Here is a 22,071-nt window from a genome sequence, read left to right on the forward strand (position 1 = left end):
GAAATCACAAATCCAGCCTGTATCGATCGTCTGAAAGGAGGAATACCCAGAGAAAGGGCGGCAAAGTTTAATCCCGGATTTCTTCCAGAGCTGCCGGATCCGGAAGTCTGCGCAGGGCAAGGAGTGTCTGATTCAGCTCCATAGCGGTTTCATTGACTTGCGCCTGCGATACAGAAGTACGAAGAATCTCTTTTGCTTCGCTCAGTTCTTCCTGCAGGGACGTCCAGTCTGCTTTGGCATAGCTGGCTTCCTTCAGCGTTTCGGCTTTGTTTACAGCCGTCTCTAATAAAGAAGGATCCAGAAGCTGTTCGAGGGCGTAGCTGAGCTGTTCGCTCTTTTCCTGAACGAGAGCCGGACGGGCGAATTCATTACGGCTGACGATCTGCGCCTGATCCAGGCGGTTTTTCAGATCGGTAAACTTCGCACTGCCATCGGTCTTCACATTTTTCGCCAGCTCAATGAGCGAATTGAGTTCCGTCTTATCGGCCGGTTCATACACGCGAAGAATCAGGAACGAATGCGGCTGTACGGTTACAAAAACGCGTCCGTCTTCATCCGTCTGAATTTCATCTGTACGGACCGTAACGTTTGCGGGACTGGTGAGGCTGTTTTCATCCGCCAGACCATTGGATTCCAGACGCTGCGCCTTGATCACTGCGTTTTCGACCGTTTCCGGCAGTTCGATCTGGATCTCGCGCGCATTTGTCGGATCCGCGTTTTCGATGGCGATGGAATAGTTGTGCTCTTCATCGCGGCTGGCCAGAACAGAAATGGAATTGACGTTGTTGGACAGCGTGTAGTCCTGTGACAGGGAGGAATTGAGCAGTTCGGTTCCAAATCCGGCGTTGAAAATCTGGAAGACGTGCGCACTTGGCGTCGCAAAGTAACCGAAATTGCCTTTGCCTGTGGCCGTATCTGAGCCGGCCAGCGGCACAACCTGAATGACGGCCTGCTGCGTTGGACCTAAGGCATCGGCTCCGGATGTGTAGTAATCCGAGAGGCAGTGCTTCTGAATGTAGGGCGAGCCCAGTTCGGCATAATCCATAATGCAGCGGGCGACATACAGAGCGTGCAGCTGGGAACGCGTACGTCCGCTGGTGTTGTAGTAAATGCCAAATTCCGAAATGGCCGGGACTTTGTCTTCCGGCATCTGGTTTAAGTAGTTCACGACGCGGTTTCTGCAGTTTTGCGCTTTGGCCATCACATCAAGCAGGAAAGCTTCATCTGAACTTTCGTTGACGGTTCCTGAGTAAGGATGAATCGTCATGCCGTCGTAAAGGTCCGCTTTGCCAAGCTGATTTTCGAGATTGACGAAGTTGACGTTTTCCCAGGCCGTATAAATTTTCACGTCATGCTCTTTGGATTCCAGTTCATTGATGCGCGACTGGGTCTGGCGCATCGCTTCGGATACATCGTTAAAGCCGTCATGATTCACGCTGTAGGACGCGTATATGCCATGACCGCTGGCAGGAACGGCGCCATGGACTCCGTCTCCAAATGTGATTTCGCCTGTGGAATAGTTCAGCGTGCACTTCTGATCGTTTGGTCCGGCATTTTCAAGGGAATCGACAATCGTCCATTCCGTCGCGGAAGCCGCGTTCTGACCGACGTAGACGTGGGCACCGTTTTCCAGTGCCTGGAAATCCGGATCCATGCGGAGTTTTCCGTCTTCGTAAAGCATGGTGTTCGTATTGACGTGACGCAGCTGACGAACCATGTTTTTCGATCCGTCGGAGCGGGAGGCGTTTTCGTCCCAGTTGTCCGGGTTGGCCGCATAAATCCGGTTATAAGCGGTTGGCGCACCGAGGGTGAAGGCGTGAACCGCATCGGATCCGTCGGAACGGTAATCGATCCAGTAGCCCTGGGTCGTCTTGCCGTCGTTGTTAATGCCGCAGCACTGCTGGATTTCGTTTCCGATTTCAAAGAACTGTACGTTGTACGGTTCCGGATGGCCGTAATCGCTGCGCACCTTCGCCCAGTCGATGCCGCCGTTTGGATTGGTTCCGACTTTCGCATTCAGAAATTCAATCAGATCGGATGCGTCCTGCGCACTGCCTCTTGCCAGCGAGTACACATAAACGATATCGGAATCGACTTCATCGGCGAAGCTGGCAATTTCTTCGAGTCCGAAGTTGGGATCGATGCCGGTCTGTCTTCCATTGTTATAAAAGGCATGAACCTGTTTTTTGCGCTGTTCTTTTGGACCCAGCGTCGTTTTCCAGTTGAACAGGTTGGAAATGGATCCGCCGGGATAGCGAATCGATCCAAAACCTGCATCCTTGTACAGCGTTTTGAACTCGTCCTTAACCTGCATCGTTTCGTCATCAAAGGTTCCATACGCGTTAAACGCATAGCGATGGTTGATGCCGAAAATGGAATCCGGATCGATCGTTCGAAGAATCTCGTCTTCCACATGCAGAATGGCCGGACGAGACTGTTCCGCATTTTGACATGCCGTTTTCAAGGTTTCGCAGGCGTTTTGGAGTTCATTTATGGATACCGTTTCGGGATCGAGCGCTTCCACTGCATCCAGCGCGTTTTGCACGGCTGTTTTTGCCGAGGGGCTCACTTTGCTGTCGTCGCAGAGAGTCTGTCCTTTTGCGACCCACTCTTCAAGATCCGTCAGAAGGAGTCCTTTTCCTTTCTGCGCGTACAGTTCGAGTACATCGGCATCCGAAAGCTTCGTGTCGTACACGCAAAGTTCATCCAGATCGCCGCGCAGACCGTGCGGGTTGGTTCCTGTATCGTTTTTATGGTGACCGATCCGCAGATCAAACATCTGATTCAGAACCGTATTGCCCAGATCCTTTTCACTGTCAAATTTTCCATTGATGTAGAAGCGAACTTTTTCGCGTCCTGATCAAAGCTGATCGCGACGTGCTGCCACTCGCCTTTAGCAACCGTTCCTTCTGAGAACACATCCGTGGCGTTCAGATACGTGTGATAATGGCCGTCTGCGCGCAGCGAGAGAATCGTTCTTCCGCTTCCCGTATGCTGAAGCAGTACGACAGACGATCCGTCCGCACTGTCCTGGCTTGGATCGTATTTGTACCATAAGGCGAAGGTCATGCGGCCCTGACCGGTATTGATATAGTTCGAGGCCTGCAGCCACGCATGCTGGGAAGGATCGCTCGGAAAACGATAAACCTGACCAAACAGGCTGTTTTCTGCCGAAGCGGTCTGCGCAGTAACTGCGGTAAGTGCGGTATGGGTACTCGTTTTGGACTGAAGCGGGGTATTCCCTTCAAAATCCCAGTAATCTTTCAGATGCTCGGCCGCCGGCATTTGTGCGGTTTAAGCGACGGCTGTATTTGGCGCAGCTTTTCTGGCGCTGTAATTTCTCTGAACTCTGTCGGTCGATCGGATCATCCTGACGGCCGAATCGCTGGATGACTGCGCGGCAAAAACCGGCGCGCTGCTCAGTGAACTTAAAGCCAGAAAGGCGCACAGCAAGCTTTTTGTTCCTTTCCGTTTCATATTTTATCCTGTTTTTATCCTGTATTCCTGAACTGGTTTTCGACGCATGTTTTTCTTTTTCTTTCGATCTGTATGCCCGTTTCCGATGAAAAAGCGCTGTCCATTCATTTTGACAGACGGCACAATTGCCCGTTTCATGCCGTCTTTTTGGCTGAGTGAGTCTTCTCAGTTCCGTCGGACTGCTTAGGAAAATTTCCGCGTCGAATTTTCCCATCCTGTGTAAGCTCTTTCAGTATACCGTATGGATTCTTTCGGTTCCGTTTGGTCCTTTATGGTTTTCGGTTTTCCTGCATTCCCTCAGTCCTTCTGAAATTCCGTCTGGCCAAAATGCAGCACGATTTTCCACATGTGAAACTGTACGGATCCTGTTCCTGTCTTTTTAGTTCCGGATGAAAGGACGATTTCAAATCCAGAAATGTTAATATCTTTCTGACTGTCCTGAACGGACAGGATCGATTGGACACAGAATCGTTACAGTCCTGCGGGATTTAATGACCCGTTTCTTCTGATTTGGCCTCAGATTTTTCTGAGGTGTTTCTGTGTGTACAGGATCTGATTATTTAGAGTCCTCATTTATACATCGATTTTCTCTGCGAATATTCATTCAAAACCGGAGACGCAAGAAAGGAGTTTTGCCATGTCTGTCTGCCTGTTTGATCAAGGCTGTTTTGAATTCGAGCGATGGCGTTCTGAAAGCGAAACCCATCGACGAAAGGAAGGTCGGGCGATATGAGTACGTCCTCTACGCTCCGTCTTCATCGAACCAGACTGCCGCGATCCAAAGTCATCATGATTCTTCTGGAATCGCTGCTGATTCTGGCTTATACCATTTTCACTTCTGTTTTCTTCACAAAAACGACGATCATCGCGGTGTGCGGAACGCTCGTTCTGATCATCAACCTGCTTCGCCTGTTCTATTCCAAATTCCTGAACGGGGTGTTCGAGAAAATGTATCGCTGGCGCTGGCTGATTGCGGCGATTGTGTTTGTGGTTCTGCTCTGTTTCCAGATCCACACGTCCAACGCGGCCTGCTACATGTACTCGTTTACCGCAAATCCGGAAGTGGAACAGTCCATTTTAATGGGCCGTCCGCGTATTCCGCGGGCCGATGAGTATGCGGTACAGCTTCCGTATTACTTCTCCCAGTACTACAACGACTACGCCCAGATTTCCCATCAGATGTCGATCGGCGGTCAGGATATGATCGTCGGCTACAACTCCCCGGTTCTGTCGCTCTCCTGATCGGCAAGCCGTTTGTCTGGGGCTACATTCTGTTTGGAAACGCCTACGGCATTTCCTGGTACTTTTGTCCAAAACGATTCTGATGGTGATGGTTTCGATCGAGATGTTCCACATCCTGACGAAAAACAAATACCTTTCCGTTTTTGGTGCCATTATCCTGACGTTTGCGCCGGGCATGCAGTGGTGGTTCTCGCCCCATTTCTACGATGCGATTTTCTGGGCGAGTACGCTCTTTGTGGTCGGCTACTGGTTTTTCCGCGCGCAGGGCTGGAAAAATGGGCCTTCACGCTTCTGGCTATTGCATCGTTAGACGGCTTTGTTCTGGCCCTCTTCCCTTCTTTGCAGGTTCCTTGCGGACTGCTCGCCTTCTTCCTAATGTGCGCCTGTCTTTATCGGGATAAAGATGAGCTGGAATGGAAAAAGAGCAACATCTGGAACGTAATCGCGGTCATCGGCGGTCTTTGCATCGTTCTGGTGCCGACACTGCTTTCGGCAAAAGATGCGCTGATGATGGCCAACGATACCGTTTATCCGGGCGATCGCGTCGTTCATGGGGCGACCGGCGCACCGTGGATGCTGTTTATCAACCCGGTCAGCCTTTTGCAGACGTATACCGATCCGGATCTGCTTAACAACAGTGAAATCTCGAGCTTTACGCAGTTTGGCGTTGCCTGCTGCCTGTACTATCCGTATCTCTTCTACTGGCTGAGAAAGAAGAAAGACCGCTCCCGCTGGATCGGAACGGTTCTCTTCCTTTCCCTTTTGTTCCAGGCGTTTTATCTGCACTTTGAAATCCCGGTATGGCTGGCGAAAGTGACTCTGCTTTCTTCCTGCAACCGCATGCAGACCGTATTTGGCTATACCGGCACGATTTTTACCGTCTGGACGATTTACAAAGTGCAGGACACCAAGTTCCCGCACAAAACGCTCTCCGGCTTTGTCGCCTGCGCCATTTACGCCGTTCTTGCCGCTATGGTTACGCATTACATGATCCTGCCAAACTTCCTGCGGCTGTTTGGATCGCGGGCCATGTTCTATGTCTTCTCAATCGGTCTGGCATTCCTGTTCTGGCTGGCCTTTACCCGCTATCGTCAGCTGACCCTCTGCGGCATGCTGGCATGGACAGCCGGCAGCGGCATGCTTGTCAACCCGATCATGCAGGGAACGGCGAGCGTTGCCGAATACCCCATGGCACAGGCCGCTGTACAGATTCGTGAAGAAAATCCTGACTCCTGGTGGCTGACGACCGAAAACGATCTGCGTCAGGCGCTGATGATGGCCAATGGCGTCAAAGTCGTTAACGGCGTCAACTTCTACCCGGATTTCGAAAAATGGGAACTCATCGATCCGGAGCACAAGTTTGAAGACGAAATTAACCGTTACGCGCACATTTACGTTTCCCTGATTCCGGATGGCGATCTGGAAATTGCCAGCCCTTCGGGCGACGTAGTACAGGTAAATCTGCCCGTTTCGATGCTCAAAAACTGGGATATCGACTACATCGCAGGTACGGAGCGCGATGCGCAGGTTCTCGACGCCGGCGGCATTTCCTACCAGATTGTTTACGATGACGAGAATACCGAAGACGTGATTTACCAGATCCTCGACTAGTCCGTACACCTCGTTTCCTGGCTGCATATCAACCACAGCCCGCAAGAAATTTGCTTCGTTCTTTCTTCCCCTGTTCACGACTTGAACAGGGATTTTTTCTGCTTTCCGTATTCTGCTATCCGTATGCTGCTTTCCGCTTTGCTCGCTCCCTTCGCCCCATTTGCTTCGACACATTTGTCTCGCCGATTCGCTTCGACACGGCCCCTTCTGCCAATTCGTATCGACAAATTTCTGTGCCGGAGGATGCACGTTTATTGAGCGAAACACGGTTGCGGGATGAATGTCGAAAGCGGATATTCGTATTTATTTCGTCTGGGTATAAAAAGCAGCAGGATGGCCTGTCCTGTGTGACTGACCATCCCGCTGGATTTCTAAGTCTGTTCTGTGAATCGGATTTGTGAATTTGCAGGATCGAAACGACTGGCTTTATAAAGCGAATCGTCTGAACGTGAGCGCTTGTCGATTGCTCCCGTTTCTTCCTGTATTCCGGATTGAACTGTATTGCCGGCTGAATTTCTTTCGGATTTACTTGTTCAGGCGCTGTTCGAAGATTTTGCCCATCGCGTTGAGCGGTTTGTCGAAAATGCCGAACGTACGAACAACGGTCGCACCGAGTTCGCGTTTGAAAAAGAAGCTGCCGTAGCCGTCCTGACCCTTTTCAAAGTAGCCGCTGATTCCGCCGTAGTTGTAGCGTTCCAGACCGAGTTCAAGGGCGTGCTTATACATCTCATGATGGATGAAGCCGGAAAGGTTATAGCGGACGGCACTGCGGTCAATTCCGCCGAAGTAACATAACATTTCCATGTTGGTTACGTACCAGTAGCCGCCGTAAACCAGCTGTCCATCCGCATTGTGGACTTTGACGAGCTTGCAGTAACCGTCGGATACGCTGGCCAGATCGCGGCGCTTTTCGCCGGATCCGGTATCAAAGTTCTTGTATTCGCCGGACTTGTCAAGCATGCCTTCGATATCGGCCCAGTCCTGCTCTTCCATTTCGGACGGATTCTTGATGGTCAGCGTAAAGCCTTCGCGTTCGGCCTTATGGGTATACTTTCTCGAGCTGCCGGACATCAGCTTGTCGATATCCGCAATGTCCCGGTTTGGAATTTCCGGAGTGAGCTTGCCCTGATAGCCTTTGTGGTGCTGGTTGATGCCGTCTTTGAGCTCAACGACCGACTGCCATGTAATCTGATGGCTCGTATCGGTGCCTAACGGCGATTCGTGCCAGTGAAATCCGTTTTTTCGGCGAGAGCGAGATGCTCTTTCGTGTTGTCAAAGCCGCCTTCCACAACGGCGCCTTCGCGGTCGTATTCTTTTACTTCCACAGACGATTCAATACGCCATAGAATGAAGCCTTCCTTTTTCAGATACTCGGAAGCTTCTTCCAGGAAGTCCGCGTCATGAGCGCGGTCATCGCTTAAAAGCCGCCGGCAGTATACGCAAACTTCCACATCTTCATAGCGGGTTTGGGTTCAACGATGACGGCATGGGTAATGCGGTTTTCGTCATTGATTCCCGCCAGAATGAAACGGTCATACAGTTTCGCGTACGAGGGAATCTGCAGGAAGACAAAGCCTAACTGGCTGTCTTCGATAAATTTTTCATATTGTTCAATAGTAATCTGTTCAATTCGCATGAATATCTTCCAATCTTTAATAAACGCGCCTTCATTATACCCTGTCACAATATCTCTTCCAATTTGAGGGGACGGCGAACGAACTAACATTTTAGGCAGCCTTTCTTCAATTGCAAATGCATCGGTTTTCTTTTGTGTCTGTTCTGTGTTCGAATCGAACGCGCCTTAATTTTTACACGCCCGTTGAAAATCAACTTTTTTCATTTTTTGTTTTTGGAATTGCATTCCGGCCCAGCTGTGTTATTATGTTCAGGCAGTCACGAGGGCGCAAGTTCTCATGACAAAACAAATCATGGATCCTTAGCTCAGCTGGCAGAGCAACTGACTCTTAATCAGTGGGTCTAGGGTTCGAATCCCTAAGGATCCACCACTTGAAACCAGATCGAACACTTCGCAGTGTTCGATTTTTTTGCGCTTTTTTGAGCGAGACTTTCCATTTTCCTTAGCATCCTGCTTTCCTTTGCAGCCTCCTTCCGGGGAAGGTCTTTTTCAGACCGTGCCGAGTCGTGCGCTCTATTTCGCCGCTGAGGTCTGCTGCTCCCTCATCCTGGCGGTTCCCTTTGTCCGTTACGAACGGCTATAACGAAAAAATCGGTTTCAGAAACTTTCCAATCCAGTCGCCTTTTGCGGCTGGATTTTTTGTGCCGTTAAAAAGCCCGCTGTATGTGCCTGGCGCACACTAGCGGGCAGAAAAACGAAAGAACAGGGAGAAAATCGAAGGGAAAACGTTAACCAATAAGAGATAGTTTCCGATTGTTTTTGATTACTGACCAGGAACCATGCCCAGACGGTACAGAAGCTGTTCGAGCCAGACACTCAGATCCGTCTGCTTAATCCAGACCATAAAAGCCGATTCTTCACCGGTCCTTGTGGAATGGCGAAGCAGACTGCTCACGCCGATCTGATGCAGATACATCCAGACGCCAATGCCAAGCAGACCGCCGGCCAGACCCATGAGCAGCGTCATGAATATGGATTTGCGGGAAAGAAACAGCATCGAGCCGACGAACCAGAGAAAGTTCCAGCCGATCACCGACCAGCCGGTCAGAATCGCCTGCACCGCAAGAATCAGTACAGAAAGCACAAAGCCGAATACGCCCTTCGACTTGGCGTAATGCACAAATGGCGCCAGCAGCGAACTCGCCGCCCCCAGCAGACCCCAGAAGACGAAGAGCTTCATCAGAAGCGTTCCATCGTACTGATAGGAATACCAGTAGTAGGCAATATCCATGAAGGAGAAAAACAGCAGAACGTTCGCGAACGCCGCCAGGCCGTTTTTGGAATAGACGCTGATCCCGACGGCACACATCATCCAGAACGGAAGATCCGAAAGTGAAACGGCCAGCGACTGGATCGTGCTGTCGGAAGGATGAAGATCAATATAGCGGGCAAAAAGGCCGAGGCCAAGACCTAAAGCCGAATAGAGTACCGCCTGCAAAATCCATGGAATGCCTCCCTCGACGGCCGGAGCGGTCTCTGGAGTCTCGAGGGTCGTCCTCATAATGGGCATGCGTCTCGTACTCGTCATCATATTCATCGGATGGCGCTGTTCGACTGCGAGATCTGCGTGAAGACGGTTCTGGATCGTTGTCCTGTACATATTCTCTGTTTTGGCGATGATTGAAGTATGCGTCCTCCTTATCTTCGTCGTCTTCGCGGCGGCGGGCTGCACGGGCTTCCTTTCGATCCTGCGCTCTGGATGAGCGGCGATCGTCCCGATCCCGGTCTTTGCGGGAACGTCTGGAAGAGCGGCGGCTTCTTCGCGAACGGCTGTCGTCTTCTGTGTATTCTCTTTGCAGGAGAGGCTGATCGTCTTCGTACGGCGCATCGTCAAAGTCAGAATCCTGACCGGTATGGATGTCGTAACGATCTTCGTCACAGGCGGGATCCCAGTGGTCTGCATCATAACCTGAAGAGGGATTTGAATACTCGTCCATTTCTTCTGCAAAGTCCGAAGATCTGGATGTCTTCCCATATGGGCTGCTTTGCGCATCAGCCGGAATATCCGGCATATCCCTGCGCGAGCGGAAATCCGTCTGGGGTACGCTTCGTTTTGGCTGTTCTCTGGAAGCAGTACTGGACAGATCCGGTTTTGCCTGCTGCGGCAGAGGACGCAAAACGACCGGTTTGGACGGCTGAGCAGCTGAATTTATGTCGTTAGATGTCGCCGTTTTCGGATCTTCAAAAGATAAAGATCTTCTTCACGCAGATCCTCTTCATACACGGTTTCTTTCTTTGTATCTTCTGACGATTGGGTACCGCCAAAAAATCGTTGTGTGAATCTCTCATCTTTTTCCCTCCTTCATGTACTTGCTCAAAATTTGCGGGCCTGTTCGATTGGGCCCGTCTGGCACAAGCCGGCTTCTTCGTTTTTGAAACGGCACGCCTTTCTTCAACCGGTTATAGTAAAGAACAGAACCAGTCCCTGCAGGAACGGATTGTCAGGTGGCTGACCATGCGCTTTGTCCCAAAATGTTCGCCGGCTTAAAAGGACCGTTCTGATTTTGCCGGTTTTCCTTAAAAACAGATGAAGCAACGTCTTTGAAACAGCCTTATAAACTGACTGCGTTTTCCAGAGCCGCTTTTGTACGGCGTTTGTCCTTCCTGCAGTCAATTCCATATTCCTCTGCGGCCGTCGACGAAAGCCGATGACAGAAAGGAACTTTTATCATGAAAATTTATACGATTCGTCACGGAGAAACAAATATTAACCATCAGAACCGCGTTCTGGGCCGAACGGATGAACCGCTCAATTACACGGGTTTAAAGCAGGCCGATCAGGCAGGTAAAGCACTGAAAGACATTGCCTTTGACGCTGTGTACTGCTCGCCCATGAAACGGGCCATGCAGACCGGAGAGGCCATTTCAAAAACACGAGCTTTCCTTTTGCGATGAAAATCGCCCCGGCTTTGATCGAACAGAACTTTGGCGTTTTTGAAGGCGCTCTGCGCAATGATCCCGAATACCAGAAAGAAAAGCATCAGTACTTCAAGCCGTTTGAAGGCGGGGAATCGTTTCTGGATGTGGCCGCCCGGGTATACACCTTTCTCGACGAGCTTCAGAAACAGTATCCGTCAAAGGCGCATAATGTTCTTCTCGTAACGCACGGCGGAATTTGCCGGGTGATTGAAAACTATTTCAAAGGCATGGATAATGAAGCCTATGCCGGCGCATTCTATCAAAACTGTGAGGTGAAGGTATTCGATACCGATACGCTGCACCGGGACAGCCTGCAGCCGCTGACTCCGTCTTCATGTGTCCGCGATGACGATGCGCATGAAGAAAAAGATAGAGAGAAAGGAAGATGCAAATGAGAACCATCACAACCGGGATTCTTGCGCATGTCGATGCCGGAAAGACCACCTGTATTGAAAGCATGCTTCTGACCTCCGGCCAGATCCGCAAGGCTGGACGCGTCGATCATCAGGACGCCTTTCTCGACTTTGACGAGCAGGAACGAAAACGAAAAATTACCATTTATTCCAAGCAGGCTTCCTTCACCTGGAAGGATACAACGATCAATGTCATCGATACGCCGGGCCATGCCGACTTTTCCGCTGAAATGGAACGTTCGCTTTCCATTCTCGATACGGCCATCGTTCTGATCAGTGCATTAGATGGCGTACAGTCGCATACCCGCACAATCTGGAAATGCCTGGATGCGTATCAGGTATCGTCCATCCTCTTTGTCAACAAGATGGACGCGACGTCCTATTCCAAAGAAGAACTGCTTTCGGACATTGAGAAAATCTGGATACCCGAATCGTAGATCTGAGCGTGGACGACTGGATCGAACAGTTTGCGGCGCTCGACGAAAAGCTGCTCGATGAATTTGTACAGACCGAAACCCTCTCCCCGCGTCCATGGCGCAGGCCGTCAAGGAGCGCAAGGCATTTCCGGTGCTGTTTGGCTCCGCACTGAAAAACGAAAACATCAGCGAACTGCTCGATGCTCTGCTTGCCTATACGCCAGAACAGGAATATCCAGAAGAATTTGGGGCGCGCGTCTTTAAAATCACGCTCGATTCCGCCAAGGCGCCGATTGCCCATCTTAAGCTGACCGGCGGAACGCTCCACGCCAAAGATGTAATTCACGATGAGCGCGGCGATCAGAAAGCCGATCAGCTCTTCATGGCGAACGGACAGTCCATTCGTCCCGTCAAGGAAGCTTCGGCGGGCGATATCGTTCTGGTCAAAGGGCTTCAGAATCTGAAACCTGGCGACGGACTCGGTTTTGAGACGTCGCGCAAAGAAGCGCAGCTGAGCGCTTCCCTGTGCTACGCACTGATTTTGCCGGCCGGTGTAGATCCGGTCACGATGATGGCGCCGCTGCGGCAGATGATGATGGAAGATCCGATGCTTCAGATCGAATTCGATGAAGCGTCCCAGACGATTTCCATCCGTCTGATGGGCGAAATTCAGAAAGAAATTCTCAAAAACCGGATTTACGAACGCACCGGTATTTTATGCGAATTTGGAAACGGGAAAATCGTCTACCAGGAAACGATTGACGATACCGTCTTTGGCTACGGCCATTTTGAACCGCTTCGCCACTATGCCGAAGTGCACCTGATGCTCGAACCGGGCAAACGCGGATCGGGCATGACGTATTCGTCCAAAGTTCCCCGCGACGTTTTGTCTCTGAACTGGCAGCGGCTCATCCTCTCTTCCCTTTCGGATCACGTCCAGAAAGGCATTCTGACCGGATCCGCGCTGACGGATATTCATGTCACGCTGATCGCCGGCCGCGCTCACCAGAAACATACGCAGGGCGGGGACTTCCGTCAGGCAGCATCCCGGGCGATGCGCCAGGGCCTGAAAAGGCGCAGAACGTCTTGCTGGAACCGTTTTTCCGTTTTGAAATCACAACGCCTGCCGAAGATCTTTCCCGCATTTTGTACGAACTCGAAACCCGACGCGCCAAAGTTCAGGTAGAAGAAATGGAATCGGGAAAATGCGCATTACCGGACGCGGTCCGGTCAGCACGCTGATGAATCTGAATACGACACTTGCCTCCCTTTCCAAAGGGCGTGCCGATATTTCCGTGGAAAACGACGGCTACGACCGCTGCGAAAACGCCGAGGAAGTCATCGAACAGATCGGCTACGACGAAAGCCTCGACCGCTTCTATCCTTCGGGATCGGTATTCTGCTCGAACGGTGTCGGCCTTACGATCGAATGGGATGAGGTGGAAGACCACCTGCACATTCCGCCCGTGGACAATACCCAGACGGTTTCTTCGATTTCGATCAACTCGTCCAAAGTTTCCGCGCAGGAGCTGAACCGCGTCTTCCAGAACGCCGGCGGCAGCAACCAGAACGCGAAAAAGCCGGTCCATCCAAAAGAAACGAACCGACCTGTCGCTCGAACCAACGCAGGTTACGACCTTCTCGCATCTGCCAACGGTTCTGATCGTCGACGGGTATAACATGATTTACTCATGGCCGTCTCTGCGCGAAATTTCCTCGCATTCTTTATCGGATGCGCGCGAAGAGCTGATCAGTCTGCTCATCAACTACCAGGGGTACAAAGGGTATTCGCTGATCGTGGTCTTTGACGGCAACCGCCGCAAAGGCAATCCCGGCTCCTCTTCCAAAAACGGATCCGCTTCGATTGTGTACACGCCATCCGGCATCAGCGCAGATGCCTGGATTGAAAAGAAGGCCGCGGATCTCAAAGGCAAATTTCACTGCATTGCCGCCACGAGCGACGGCCTCATTCAGAACTCCGTCTTCTCCCATGGCGCCACAAGAATTTCCGCCAGAGAACTCGAACGCGCAGTTCTCTCCGTCAACGAAAGCGCCTTTGCAGCACTTAAAAGCATTAAAAACGATGGCCTGTCGATGACAGAACAGGCCATCGTTTTTCTTTGCGCAGGATAGAGAGCACTTGAAAACAATCTGCGTGCGCCTTTCCAGGCGCCGTTCTCGTCTGTGCTTTTCGTTCATTCCCTCTGCGCTTTGCCTGCGCGATAACTATACTGAAGAAAAAAGAAGCTCCTGCACGTTTTTGCCGCTCTGCAGTTCTTACCGTATTGCGACATTTCCTCAGGAGCCGGGGAGGAACCTTATGGAATCCTGCAGTGAAAATCCAATTTTTAAACGCGCTTCCGTGCGGGCGTGGACCGATCAGCCCGTATCGCGCGAACAGATTATCGATGTTCTCAAAGCCGGCATGCAGGCGCCTAGCGCCATGAACAGCCAGCCCTGGGAATTTGCAGTTATCACCAATCCGGAAATGAAAACCCGACTGGCCGGCATTTCTCCATATTCGCATTTTGCGGCCGGCGCGCCGGTTTTGCTTGCCGTTCTGTGTCGCAAGGAGAACAGCTGTCCGCCCTACAATGAAATCGACATGGGCATCTGCATCGAAAACCTGCTTCTGGAAATCACAGCGCTCGGTCTGGGCGGCGTCTGCCTTGGCGTAGCCCCTTTGAAAGACCGAATGAAGTATATGGCGGATGTTCTTCAGCTGGATGAAACTTTAGAATCGATTGCGCTGGTTCCGTTTGGCTATCCAAAGCAGGACGTTCATGTAACTGAACATTTTGATCCAGAGCGTATTCGCTGGATCGAATAGCCGGCGTTCTTCGCTTTCTAAAAAGACGACTATCATTTTTGCTTCGCAGGTCACTGAATTCTGCGGAGTTTTTTCTGGTAAGAGGAGCAATGTCATTAAGTTAAGATTTCTCAGACCACATCAGCGTTAAGCAGTGATGTGGTCTTTTTCTACTCTTCAAGTCAAATCTCGAATGATTCGAGTTTTTCACTTTTTCTAAAAATCTATTGACAAATTTCTGCCGCCGCGCAGCTGCTTCGCAGCCGATGGGGAGAACTTAAAGGAGTTTTCCCTATGACTGCTATCGCCAAAGAATGTTCTTTCTTCAGAAACACCTTCCTCAATATCATCAGCTCAGAAACGGCGAACCCTGCCAATTTTACTTCTCAGTCCGCCTTCACCCGTAAGCGGCAGATTGACCTGCATGAGCTTGTCCTCCTTCCGTTTCAGCTGACAGAGGAATCCCTCGCTGCTTCCTTTCCCTGGATCCTGTTTAAGGGCGGATCATCTGTTTCAGCCTCTGCTGTGTCTCAGGCCCGTTCCAAAATCAACTCTTCACTTTATAAAAACGTCTTCAATCGGTTTAACAAGGCAACTTCCAGCTCTGATGTTAAAACCTTCAAGGGTTATCGCCTCCTCGCTGTAGATGGAAGCGAGATTCAAGTTCTTCCTGAACAGGACAATGACATCACCTATGGCGCTTCTAAAAAGGCAAGAAGAGGCACTTTGTTCATTTGAATGCCGAATTCGACGCCCTCAACTCCGTCTTTACTGACGCGCTGCTTCAACCCGGCTCTGAGAAGAATGAAGATTCAGCTCTTCTTGAACTCGCTCAGCGTTCTTCATTTCAGAAAGCCATCTTCATCGCTGATCGGGGATACGAAGCTCTTATGTCTTTCTATCGCCTGCAGAAGGAACATGTCCCTTTTGTCATACGTATCAAAGACGAGACATCATCTACAAGCATTCTCAAGTACTATAAGACTCCCGAGTCAGAAGAGTATGACATTCCTTTCAATGTGATTCTGACCAGTAAAAACAACAGGCATGTCAAAGACCATTGGGATGTCTATAAGTACATCTCTTCGTACAGGAAGCAGCCTGAATTTGACGGTCAAACGACTGAACTCCCTTTAAATATCAGGGTTGTGAGGTTCAAAGCTGCCTGCGAAGGGAATGAATCATTCATTACCGTCTGCACCAATCTGTCGGAAGCTGAGTTTGGGACCGAGGACATCAAGCAGATCTACCGTCTGCGCTGGCAGGTTGAAGTCGGCTTCAGGGGACTGAAACGAAACACCGATCTTGAATGGACTCATTCAAGGAAGCTTGATCTGGTCCAGGCAGAGATCTATGCCAAAATGACTCTCTACAATCTTTGTTCCCGTTTGCGCAACAAGGTAGAAAGATCTCGTCAGCACCAGAAGCGCATCGCTCAGGCCAAAAAGCACAAGCAGAAGGCAGATTTCGGATTCATCATCAAAACGATTCAACAGTGGCTGTTCAAAAAGCCAGAATCAGCTTGAGTACACTGGAAGATCTTCTTCTGGCCAGGATATCTCCGATCAGAGAAGGAAGAGCTGATACCAGAAAGAAGAAGTGACAGATTTGAAAACCGAAAAGTCATCAGGATGATTTTTTCAACAGGTAGAAAATCATCCTTTTCGTCATGCCTGAGACGCAAAATATAAGAAATAACAACGCTCATGAACAGGGTATACGATTTTTATCCCTCCTTAACTTAATGACATTGGTAAGAGGAGATTTAAAAACAAGTCTTCGGGCTTGACTTTCCAAAATAGTTAGTCGATGCTAATCATCAATCCAAGGCAAATTTCGGCCGAAAAGAACGGTTTTTCATTCTGATCTTTACCATTCTGGATTTGAACGGACGGAATCGATTCCGCTCGTCAGGCAGGCAAAACAGTAACGTTTTGCAGGGATCGTCTGAACCAGCTCTTTTCTGGTCGATCGATAAAACAGAAAAGAAAAGAATAGAAAGCAGGTAAATTTATGAGTTCAGCCTTCCCATTCAAAAAAGTCATGCGCAATGCGATCCTTCTGCTCGTTGTCGCCTCCATGGCTCTGTTTGCGGGCGCATGCTCGAGTTCGAATGATTCGAATTCGACAGCCGCTTCCGAAATGCGCACGGTTCAGACCGATAAGGGCGAAGTGGAAATTCCCGTGAATCCGCAGCGCATTGTCAGCGACTACTATCTTGGCGAGTTTCTTGCGGTTGATGTGAAACCGGTGATTGCTTCTCCGTACGCTTTAAACAATCCGTATCTGGATGGCCTCACAGACGGCATCGAACCGATGAACATCACTTCCGCGGAAACGACACTCGAGCAGTTTACGGCAGCCAAGCCGGATCTGATTGTCACCATTACCGAAGCGGACTACGACAAGTATTCAAAAATTGCGCCGACCGTTTACATTCAGGACGGCAAGCGCAGCGATGAAGATACATTCCGCTACGTTGCCGATCTTGTAGGCAAATCCAAAGAAGCGGAAGACTATATCACAGCCTTCAATGAAAAAGTGGATTCCAAAAGGAAGAAATCCAGAACATCGTCGGCGATCAGACCGTTTCGATTCTCGAAGTCTGGCCGCAGCAGATTTACACCATGGGCTCTCACTTTGCCCGGGGCGGATCCATCCTTTATGACATGTGGGGACTGAAAGCCCCAGAACCTATTCAGAGCACCATGGTCGACGGGGACGAAACGTATAAAGTCATTTCTCTGGAAGCTCTGCCCGAGTATGCCGGCGACTTCGTTCTGTATGGCGTACTGGACGGTACCGATCCGGCTTTCGTAACGTCTTCCAATCTCTGGAATTCTTTGCCGGCCGTACAGAACGGCAAGACGTTCCCATATGAACAGGTAGCCTTCATGCATCGCGATCCGATTACGCTCAATAAGCAGGCCGATCTGTTCATCGAATTTTTCGAGAAATTCCAGGAGAACTAATGATGCAGACCAGTACGAAGAAAACGATCTTCTTTCTGGTGATTCTTACGATCGCAGCGGTTTTCGCTGCGATCCTTTCTGTCTTTCTGGGCAGTACGGACATTTCCTGGCAGACCGTACTCGAAGCGCTCTTTCGCCCGGATCTGACCAGTCACCAGCAAATCGCCGTCGTGGAACTGCGCCTGCCGCGAACGATCGGCGACCTTCTTGTCGGGGCCGGTCTGGCCAGTGCCGGCGCGCTCATGCAGGGCATGACGCGAAATCCCTTAGCGGACAGCGGTCTGCTTGGCATTAACGCGGGTGCCTCCTTCGGTGTGGCGCTCTGTCTGGCGTTCTTTTCCAATGTCACGTTTGGTCTGACGATTTTTGTCTCCTTTCTTGGGGCGGCCGTTTCCGTCTTTCTGGTGTTCGGTCTGCTATTACTGAAGCATCGAAAACTGGATGCAACCCGCCTCGTTCTGGCCGGTCTTGCGGTAAGCATGTTCTTAACCGCGCTGACCCAGGGCATTTCCATTTTGACGAATACCGGACAGTCGCTGACCTTCTGGAGTGCCGGCCGTACGGCGGGTATCCGCATGGATCAGCTTAAAATCGCGGCACCGGTCCTAATTGCTGCATTAATTGCGGCCCTTCTGCTTTCCCGACAGGTTTCCTGCTTTCGCTTGGCGAAGAAGCAGCCCGCTCGCTCGGTCTGAATCTCAATCGCTCCCGGCTGCTGACGATTCTGGTCGTCCTGCTTCTGGCGGGTACGAGTACTGCGCTTGCTGGCCCGGTCGCCTTTGTCGGTCTTCTCGTTCCCCATATCGTCCGCCGCATTGCGGGCGGCCGGTATGAAGCCATTCTTCCCTGCTCCATGATGCTTGGCGCCTTGATGATGGTTCTGGCGGACATTCTGTCCCGTACCCTCAATGCGCCGACAGAAACGCCGGTCGGCCTGATCTTTGCGGTGATCGGTGTTCCGGCTTTCATCTGGATCAGCCGAAAGGAGGAAGAAACCGATGCGTAAAAAACAGAAACAAATCTGGATTCCTCTGCTCATGGCCGTTCTGCTCGTTCTGGGCATTCTTTTCGATCTGAATGCCGGCTACGCGCAGATTCCCCTATCGGAGCTGTTTGCGGGCAATCCCGTTTTGCTCGATATTCGTCTTCCCGGGTTCTCGCCTGCGTTCTGGTCGGTGCCGGACTTTCCCTTTCCGGAGCAGTTTTGCAGGGGTTACCCGCAACGATATGGCTGAACCGGGCATTCTTGGCATTAACGCCGGAGCCGGTCTGGCCATCGCGATTTTTATCGTCTTCTATCAGGGCGGCAATACGAACTGGTCGCTGATGATGCCGATCCTTGCCTTTCTGGGCTCAGGCGGCGTTTTCTGGATCGAATACCGTCTGGCGTACAGCCATGGGCGCATTCATCCTAAAAAGCTCCTGCTGATGGGTGTCGCCATTTCCCTGGCCGTCACTTCCTGACGACCATCCTCATGCTGCGAATGCCCGATTCGCAGTACGCCTTCGTCCAAAACTGGATTGCGGGCAGCATCTGGGGCGCCGACTGGCCAAACGTCATCCGTCTGGCGATCGGTCTTACTGTAGTCGGGGCGCTGATCTTCTACTTTTCACGAACCCTGAACGGGCTGATGCTTGGGGAAGCGCTGGCGACAGGAATTGGCATCGACACGAAAAAGTCTTCCCGTCTGTTTCTGATTGGGGCCATTGCGCTGAGTGCGTTTTGCACGAGCATCGGCGGCGGTCTGAGCTTTGTCGGTCTGATTGCCCCGCACCTTTGCCGGCGGCTGGTCGGTCCGAATTATCGCCATCTGCTTCCCGCCTGCGCGCTGGGCGGCGGTGTGCTGATGGTGTTTGCGGATATCATTTCCCGTACCTGGTTTCTACCGTACGAAATGCCGGTCGGCATTACCGCTGCCGTGCTGGGTGCACCGTACTTCCTGTACCTGCTCGTCAAGGAATAAGCCAAAAGGAGTCTCTTTATGGAACACAACGAAACAGTAAATCCATCTATGCCGGATCGTACCTTGAAGTCTTCCGATTCGAAGTCTGCGTACGCGATGGAAGGCCGGCATCTGAAAATCGGCTATTCCGATAAAACGATCATTCCCGAAATGAACGTAAAAATTCCGCAGGGGCAGATCACGAGCATCATCGGCCCAAACGGCTGCGGCAAGTCCACTCTGCTTAAGGGACTTGCGCGCATTCTTCCGCTGCAGGGCGGTGAAGTCCTTTGCACAATCAGAACATGAAAGATATGGGGACGAAGGAAATCGCCCGTCAGCTCGCCCTTCTGCCGCAGGGACCGACGGCGCCGGCCGGTCTGAGCGTCCGTGAGCTCGTCAGCTTTGGCCGCTATCCGTACCAGAAAGGGTTTGGCACGATGAACGAAACAGACCGCCAAATCGTCGAACAGGCGATGAAAGACACCCGGACGCTGGAACTGGCCGATCGCAGTGTGGATCAGCTTTCCGGCGGACAGCGCCAGCGCGTCTGGATCGCGATGGCTCTGGCGCAGGATACACCGCTCATTTTGTTAGATGAGCCGACGACGTATCTCGATATGGCGCATCAGCTGGAAATTCTCGAACTGCTTGAACGGCTGAATAAGGAAAAGCAGAAGACAATCGTCATCGTCATCCACGATCTGAATATGGCCGCACGCTTTTCCGACTATCTGGTCGCCATGAAAGACGGACTGATCCTGCACGAAGGAAATGTGGGACAGATCATGAGTGCTCCGGTTTTGAAAGACGTTTTCAGTCTGGACGCCCTGATCGAAAAGGATCCCTGGACCGGCAAGCCGACCATGGTTTCGTATCGGCTGCTTTCCGGATCCTGATTTTGAAATCGAAAAAATCGGCCGGATGTCCAGCCGATTTTTTGTGAGTACTCTCTAGTTGTGATGGATGAGGTGATCGTTAATGGAAATTGAATTTGATGCCGTTATTTTGCAGAACGGAACGATGGATGCTGCCTATATTGAAGTGCCCTATGACATACGCGAACGGACGGAAAAAGACCGCTGGCTGGTCGACGCCCGGTTTGATAACGTTCCCTATTCCGGTCAGGTCGTGCCCATGAAAACGCCGTTTTATCTGATCGGCCTGAACAAGCAGGTAAGAAAAGCACTGGGAAAGAGCTTTGGCGATCGCGTGCACGTCGTTTTAAAAGACCGGCAGATGTCGAAGAAAACCGATCGTTCTTCTGAACCGATACAGACAGATCCATCTTCCGTTAAGGAAGAAAAACCTGTTTCTAAGCAAACCAGACCTGCCTCCTCCAGGGACAAAAAGACGCCGGTTCGATCCAAACCGGAAACCGTAGACGAATACATTCAGAGGCAGCCTGAATCCTGGCAGGCGGATCTGAAAACGATGCAGCGCATTTTGCGTGAGGCAATGCCGAATACGATCGAAAAGATTTCATGGAGCATGCCGACATTCTGGAAAAAGCGAAACCTTATTCACTTTGCGGGCTTCAAAAACCATATTGGTCTGTATCCAGGCCCAGAAGCGATCGAACAGTTTAAAAACGAACTCAACGGCTATAAGACGAGTAAAGGCACTATTCAGATTCGGTATGGAAAAATCGATGAAGCGCTCGTTTCCGCCATTGCGAAATGGACTTTGCAAAACCAGGAAGCCGTCGATGCCGCTTTGAAACCTGAATCCGTTAAACCCAGATAATCGTCCCCTCTGCGTTCTGAGCCTTGCCTGACGATTTTCTTTTGCCTCCGAACCACCGGAGGCTTTTTATTGGGAAGATTCCGAATTTGGAATTTTGAATGCCGGACGTTGAATTGCTTCCGTTTTCCGAGCGTTTGTGCGGTTTGAAAAGCGCCAAAAAAACAGACCCTGAGGATTTCAGGGTCTGCACGAAGATCCGCAAACGACTCGGCGTCTTTGATAAGATCGCCTGTCTATGGCGCGGATTCAAAAGTCAAAGGAGAAAAAGACGCTTATTTAACAGGGTAGCCAAGCATTTCGAGAACGCTCTTGGCGCCGTCGAGGGCAGGTTCCGGGATGTCCTGCAGAGTGACTACGGATTTGGCTTCGCGGTTAATGGCGGCTACGCCGTATACGGTGTTGTAGTCGTTGAGCAGTACGCGGGTCTGCTTCTGATCGGCATCGTAGGATTCGACTTCCAGATAGCCGTCGTCTTCAAGCTGGGAAGCGCTGGTTTCGTAGGTCTGAGACGCTTCGGTTTCGTTTTCGAAGTTCTGGCCTTCAACCTGGAAGGAACCGTTGTCGTTTTCGGCGGTAAAGGTCGTCTTGTCGCCTTCGGTTACGACATCGCTGACGCTGTAGCCGGCGTTCGAGAAGGCCATGCTGATGTCTTCAAGAGAAGCAGCAGACGTTTCCGTTTTGGATTCCTTGGATTCTTCAACGGAAGATACAGGTTCGGAAGCCGAAGATTCGGTTTTTGTTTCCGGAGCGGAAGAGCATCCCGCAATCATTAACGCAGACAGCAGCGCGAGCGCTGTAAGTGATCTTGTTTTCATATTACCTCCATATTAGGCAGTACATTCTGCCCGGAATTAGGCAGTACATTCTGCCCGGACCTGGAACGAAGG

26 protein-coding genes, 1 tRNA gene and 2 pseudogenes are annotated in these 22,071 nt (G+C 51.1%); 21 read left to right on the forward strand and 8 right to left on the reverse strand.

Annotated features, from left to right (window positions below):
- Positions 1-67: 67 nt before the first annotated feature.
- From KWG61_RS11920 to KWG61_RS11930, 3 genes are read right to left on the reverse strand one after another with little or no spacing between them, the layout of a single operon-like run.
- Entirely contained in the window at positions 68-2,779 is a 2,712-nt protein-coding gene (locus KWG61_RS11920; RefSeq protein ID WP_242743933.1) for an alpha-L-arabinofuranosidase C-terminal domain-containing protein, read from the reverse strand.
- Positions 2,780-2,784: 5 nt separating this feature from the next.
- Positions 2,785-3,285 carry a LamG domain-containing protein gene (locus KWG61_RS11925; RefSeq protein WP_242743935.1) on the reverse strand — a complete coding sequence of 167 codons (501 nt, stop codon included), beginning with the start codon at positions 3,283-3,285 and terminating at the stop codon, positions 2,785-2,787.
- Positions 3,245-3,691 carry a hypothetical protein gene (locus KWG61_RS11930; protein ID WP_230268287.1) on the reverse strand — a complete coding sequence of 149 codons (447 nt, stop codon included), beginning with the start codon at positions 3,689-3,691 and terminating at the stop codon, positions 3,245-3,247. Before KWG61_RS11930 ends, KWG61_RS11925 begins: the two co-directional genes overlap by 41 nt.
- 515 nt (positions 3,692-4,206) lie before the next feature.
- Here KWG61_RS11930 and KWG61_RS11935 point away from each other — a divergent pair.
- The 3 genes from KWG61_RS11935 to KWG61_RS11945 all read left to right on the forward strand — a co-directional run bounded on the left by KWG61_RS11935 (position 4,207) and on the right by KWG61_RS11945 (position 6,330).
- On the forward strand, positions 4,207-4,719 hold the full coding sequence (locus tag KWG61_RS11935) for a hypothetical protein (protein ID WP_242743938.1): 513 nt from the start codon (positions 4,207-4,209) through the stop codon (positions 4,717-4,719).
- 64 nt (positions 4,720-4,783) lie between these two features.
- Positions 4,784-5,029 carry a hypothetical protein gene (locus KWG61_RS11940; RefSeq protein ID WP_242743941.1) on the forward strand — a complete coding sequence of 82 codons (246 nt, stop codon included), beginning with the start codon at positions 4,784-4,786 and terminating at the stop codon, positions 5,027-5,029.
- A 65-nt stretch (positions 5,030-5,094) separates the two neighbouring features.
- Positions 5,095-6,330 carry a hypothetical protein gene (locus KWG61_RS11945; protein WP_242743944.1) on the forward strand — a complete coding sequence of 412 codons (1,236 nt, stop codon included), beginning with the start codon at positions 5,095-5,097 and terminating at the stop codon, positions 6,328-6,330.
- A gap of 525 nt (positions 6,331-6,855) precedes the next feature.
- Here the strand turns inward: KWG61_RS11945 and KWG61_RS11950 are convergent.
- From KWG61_RS11950 to KWG61_RS11960, 3 genes are all read right to left on the reverse strand, one after another.
- On the reverse strand, positions 6,856-7,401 hold the full coding sequence (locus KWG61_RS11950; RefSeq protein ID WP_242743946.1) for a peptidoglycan bridge formation glycyltransferase FemA/FemB family protein: 546 nt from the start codon (positions 7,399-7,401) through the stop codon (positions 6,856-6,858).
- Between the two features lie 137 nt (positions 7,402-7,538).
- Positions 7,539-7,781, reverse strand: coding sequence for a hypothetical protein (locus KWG61_RS11955; protein ID WP_242743948.1), 243 nt, complete (start codon positions 7,779-7,781; stop codon positions 7,539-7,541).
- Positions 7,748-7,966 (reverse strand): hypothetical protein, encoded by a 219-nt coding sequence (locus KWG61_RS11960; protein WP_242743950.1) that lies wholly within the window; start codon positions 7,964-7,966, stop codon positions 7,748-7,750. Before KWG61_RS11960 ends, KWG61_RS11955 begins: the two co-directional genes overlap by 34 nt.
- A 294-nt stretch (positions 7,967-8,260) precedes the next feature.
- Here KWG61_RS11960 and KWG61_RS11965 point away from each other — a divergent pair.
- Positions 8,261-8,336 (forward strand) — tRNA-Lys (locus KWG61_RS11965).
- 393 nt (positions 8,337-8,729) lie between these two features.
- Here the strand turns inward: KWG61_RS11965 and KWG61_RS11970 are convergent.
- A complete protein-coding gene (locus KWG61_RS11970; RefSeq protein WP_242743951.1) occupies positions 8,730-9,845 on the reverse strand; it encodes a hypothetical protein in 1,116 nt (371 codons plus the stop codon).
- Positions 9,846-10,636: 791 nt separating this feature from the next.
- Here KWG61_RS11970 and KWG61_RS16455 point away from each other — a divergent pair.
- The 17 genes and pseudogenes from KWG61_RS16455 (at position 10,637) to KWG61_RS12045 (ending at position 21,184) form a co-directional block, all read left to right on the forward strand.
- A complete protein-coding gene (locus KWG61_RS16455) occupies positions 10,637-10,861 on the forward strand; it encodes a histidine phosphatase family protein (protein ID WP_256460687.1) in 225 nt (74 codons plus the stop codon).
- Positions 10,858-11,280, forward strand: a complete 423-nt coding sequence (locus tag KWG61_RS11975; protein ID WP_256460688.1) for a histidine phosphatase family protein — start codon at positions 10,858-10,860, stop codon at positions 11,278-11,280. Before KWG61_RS16455 ends, KWG61_RS11975 begins: the two co-directional genes overlap by 4 nt.
- Positions 11,277-11,735, forward strand: a complete 459-nt coding sequence (locus KWG61_RS11980) for a GTP-binding protein (protein WP_242743953.1) — start codon at positions 11,277-11,279, stop codon at positions 11,733-11,735. Before KWG61_RS11975 ends, KWG61_RS11980 begins: the two co-directional genes overlap by 4 nt.
- Before the next feature lie 94 nt (positions 11,736-11,829).
- The gene (locus KWG61_RS11985) at positions 11,830-12,900 is read left to right on the forward strand and encodes a hypothetical protein (RefSeq protein WP_242743956.1); all 1,071 of its coding nucleotides are present in this window, start codon (positions 11,830-11,832) and stop codon (positions 12,898-12,900) included.
- Positions 12,901-12,919: 19 nt separating this feature from the next.
- On the forward strand, positions 12,920-13,393 hold the full coding sequence (locus KWG61_RS11990; protein WP_242743957.1) for a hypothetical protein: 474 nt from the start codon (positions 12,920-12,922) through the stop codon (positions 13,391-13,393).
- 1 nt (position 13,394) lies between these two features.
- Complete coding sequence (locus KWG61_RS11995; protein ID WP_242743960.1) at positions 13,395-13,847, forward strand: NYN domain-containing protein; 453 nt, start codon at positions 13,395-13,397, stop codon at positions 13,845-13,847.
- Between the two features lie 187 nt (positions 13,848-14,034).
- Positions 14,035-14,544 carry a nitroreductase family protein gene (locus KWG61_RS12000; protein ID WP_230268281.1) on the forward strand — a complete coding sequence of 170 codons (510 nt, stop codon included), beginning with the start codon at positions 14,035-14,037 and terminating at the stop codon, positions 14,542-14,544.
- A 273-nt stretch (positions 14,545-14,817) separates the two neighbouring features.
- A complete protein-coding gene (locus KWG61_RS12005) occupies positions 14,818-15,261 on the forward strand; it encodes a hypothetical protein (RefSeq protein ID WP_242743450.1) in 444 nt (147 codons plus the stop codon).
- The gene (locus KWG61_RS12010; protein ID WP_242743451.1) at positions 15,258-16,049 is read left to right on the forward strand and encodes a transposase; all 792 of its coding nucleotides are present in this window, start codon (positions 15,258-15,260) and stop codon (positions 16,047-16,049) included. Before KWG61_RS12005 ends, KWG61_RS12010 begins: the two co-directional genes overlap by 4 nt.
- 487 nt (positions 16,050-16,536) lie before the next feature.
- Positions 16,537-17,205, forward strand: a complete 669-nt coding sequence (locus KWG61_RS12015) for an ABC transporter substrate-binding protein (protein WP_242743961.1) — start codon at positions 16,537-16,539, stop codon at positions 17,203-17,205.
- The gene (locus tag KWG61_RS12020; RefSeq protein ID WP_242743963.1) at positions 17,193-17,495 is read left to right on the forward strand and encodes a hypothetical protein; all 303 of its coding nucleotides are present in this window, start codon (positions 17,193-17,195) and stop codon (positions 17,493-17,495) included. The genes KWG61_RS12015 and KWG61_RS12020 overlap by 13 nt, the downstream gene beginning before the upstream one ends.
- Positions 17,496-17,497: 2 nt before the next feature.
- Positions 17,498-18,501 (forward strand): annotated as a pseudogene (locus KWG61_RS12025) (FecCD family ABC transporter permease).
- Positions 18,494-18,730, forward strand: coding sequence for a hypothetical protein (locus KWG61_RS12030; protein WP_242743965.1), 237 nt, complete (start codon positions 18,494-18,496; stop codon positions 18,728-18,730). The pseudogene KWG61_RS12025 and the gene KWG61_RS12030 overlap by 8 nt, the downstream one beginning before the upstream one ends.
- Positions 18,723-19,459, forward strand: a pseudogene (locus KWG61_RS12035) (FecCD family ABC transporter permease). The gene KWG61_RS12030 and the pseudogene KWG61_RS12035 overlap by 8 nt, the downstream one beginning before the upstream one ends.
- Positions 19,460-19,477: 18 nt before the next feature.
- Entirely contained in the window at positions 19,478-19,747 is a 270-nt protein-coding gene (locus tag KWG61_RS17715) for an ATP-binding cassette domain-containing protein (RefSeq protein ID WP_367614207.1), read from the forward strand.
- Positions 19,744-20,337 (forward strand): ABC transporter ATP-binding protein, encoded by a 594-nt coding sequence (locus KWG61_RS12040; protein WP_367614208.1) that lies wholly within the window; start codon positions 19,744-19,746, stop codon positions 20,335-20,337. The genes KWG61_RS17715 and KWG61_RS12040 overlap by 4 nt, the downstream gene beginning before the upstream one ends.
- 82 nt (positions 20,338-20,419) lie before the next feature.
- The gene (locus tag KWG61_RS12045) at positions 20,420-21,184 is read left to right on the forward strand and encodes a DUF1905 domain-containing protein (protein WP_230268452.1); all 765 of its coding nucleotides are present in this window, start codon (positions 20,420-20,422) and stop codon (positions 21,182-21,184) included.
- Positions 21,185-21,456: 272 nt separating this feature from the next.
- Here KWG61_RS12045 and KWG61_RS12050 read toward each other — a convergent pair whose 3' ends face one another.
- Positions 21,457-21,999, reverse strand: a complete 543-nt coding sequence (locus KWG61_RS12050) for a hypothetical protein (protein ID WP_230268453.1) — start codon at positions 21,997-21,999, stop codon at positions 21,457-21,459.
- Positions 22,000-22,071 lie beyond the last annotated feature (72 nt).

This window comes from Allobaculum sp. Allo2 (assembly GCF_022701175.1).
GTDB lineage: Bacteria > Bacillota_I > Bacilli_A > Erysipelotrichales > Erysipelotrichaceae > Allobaculum > Allobaculum fili.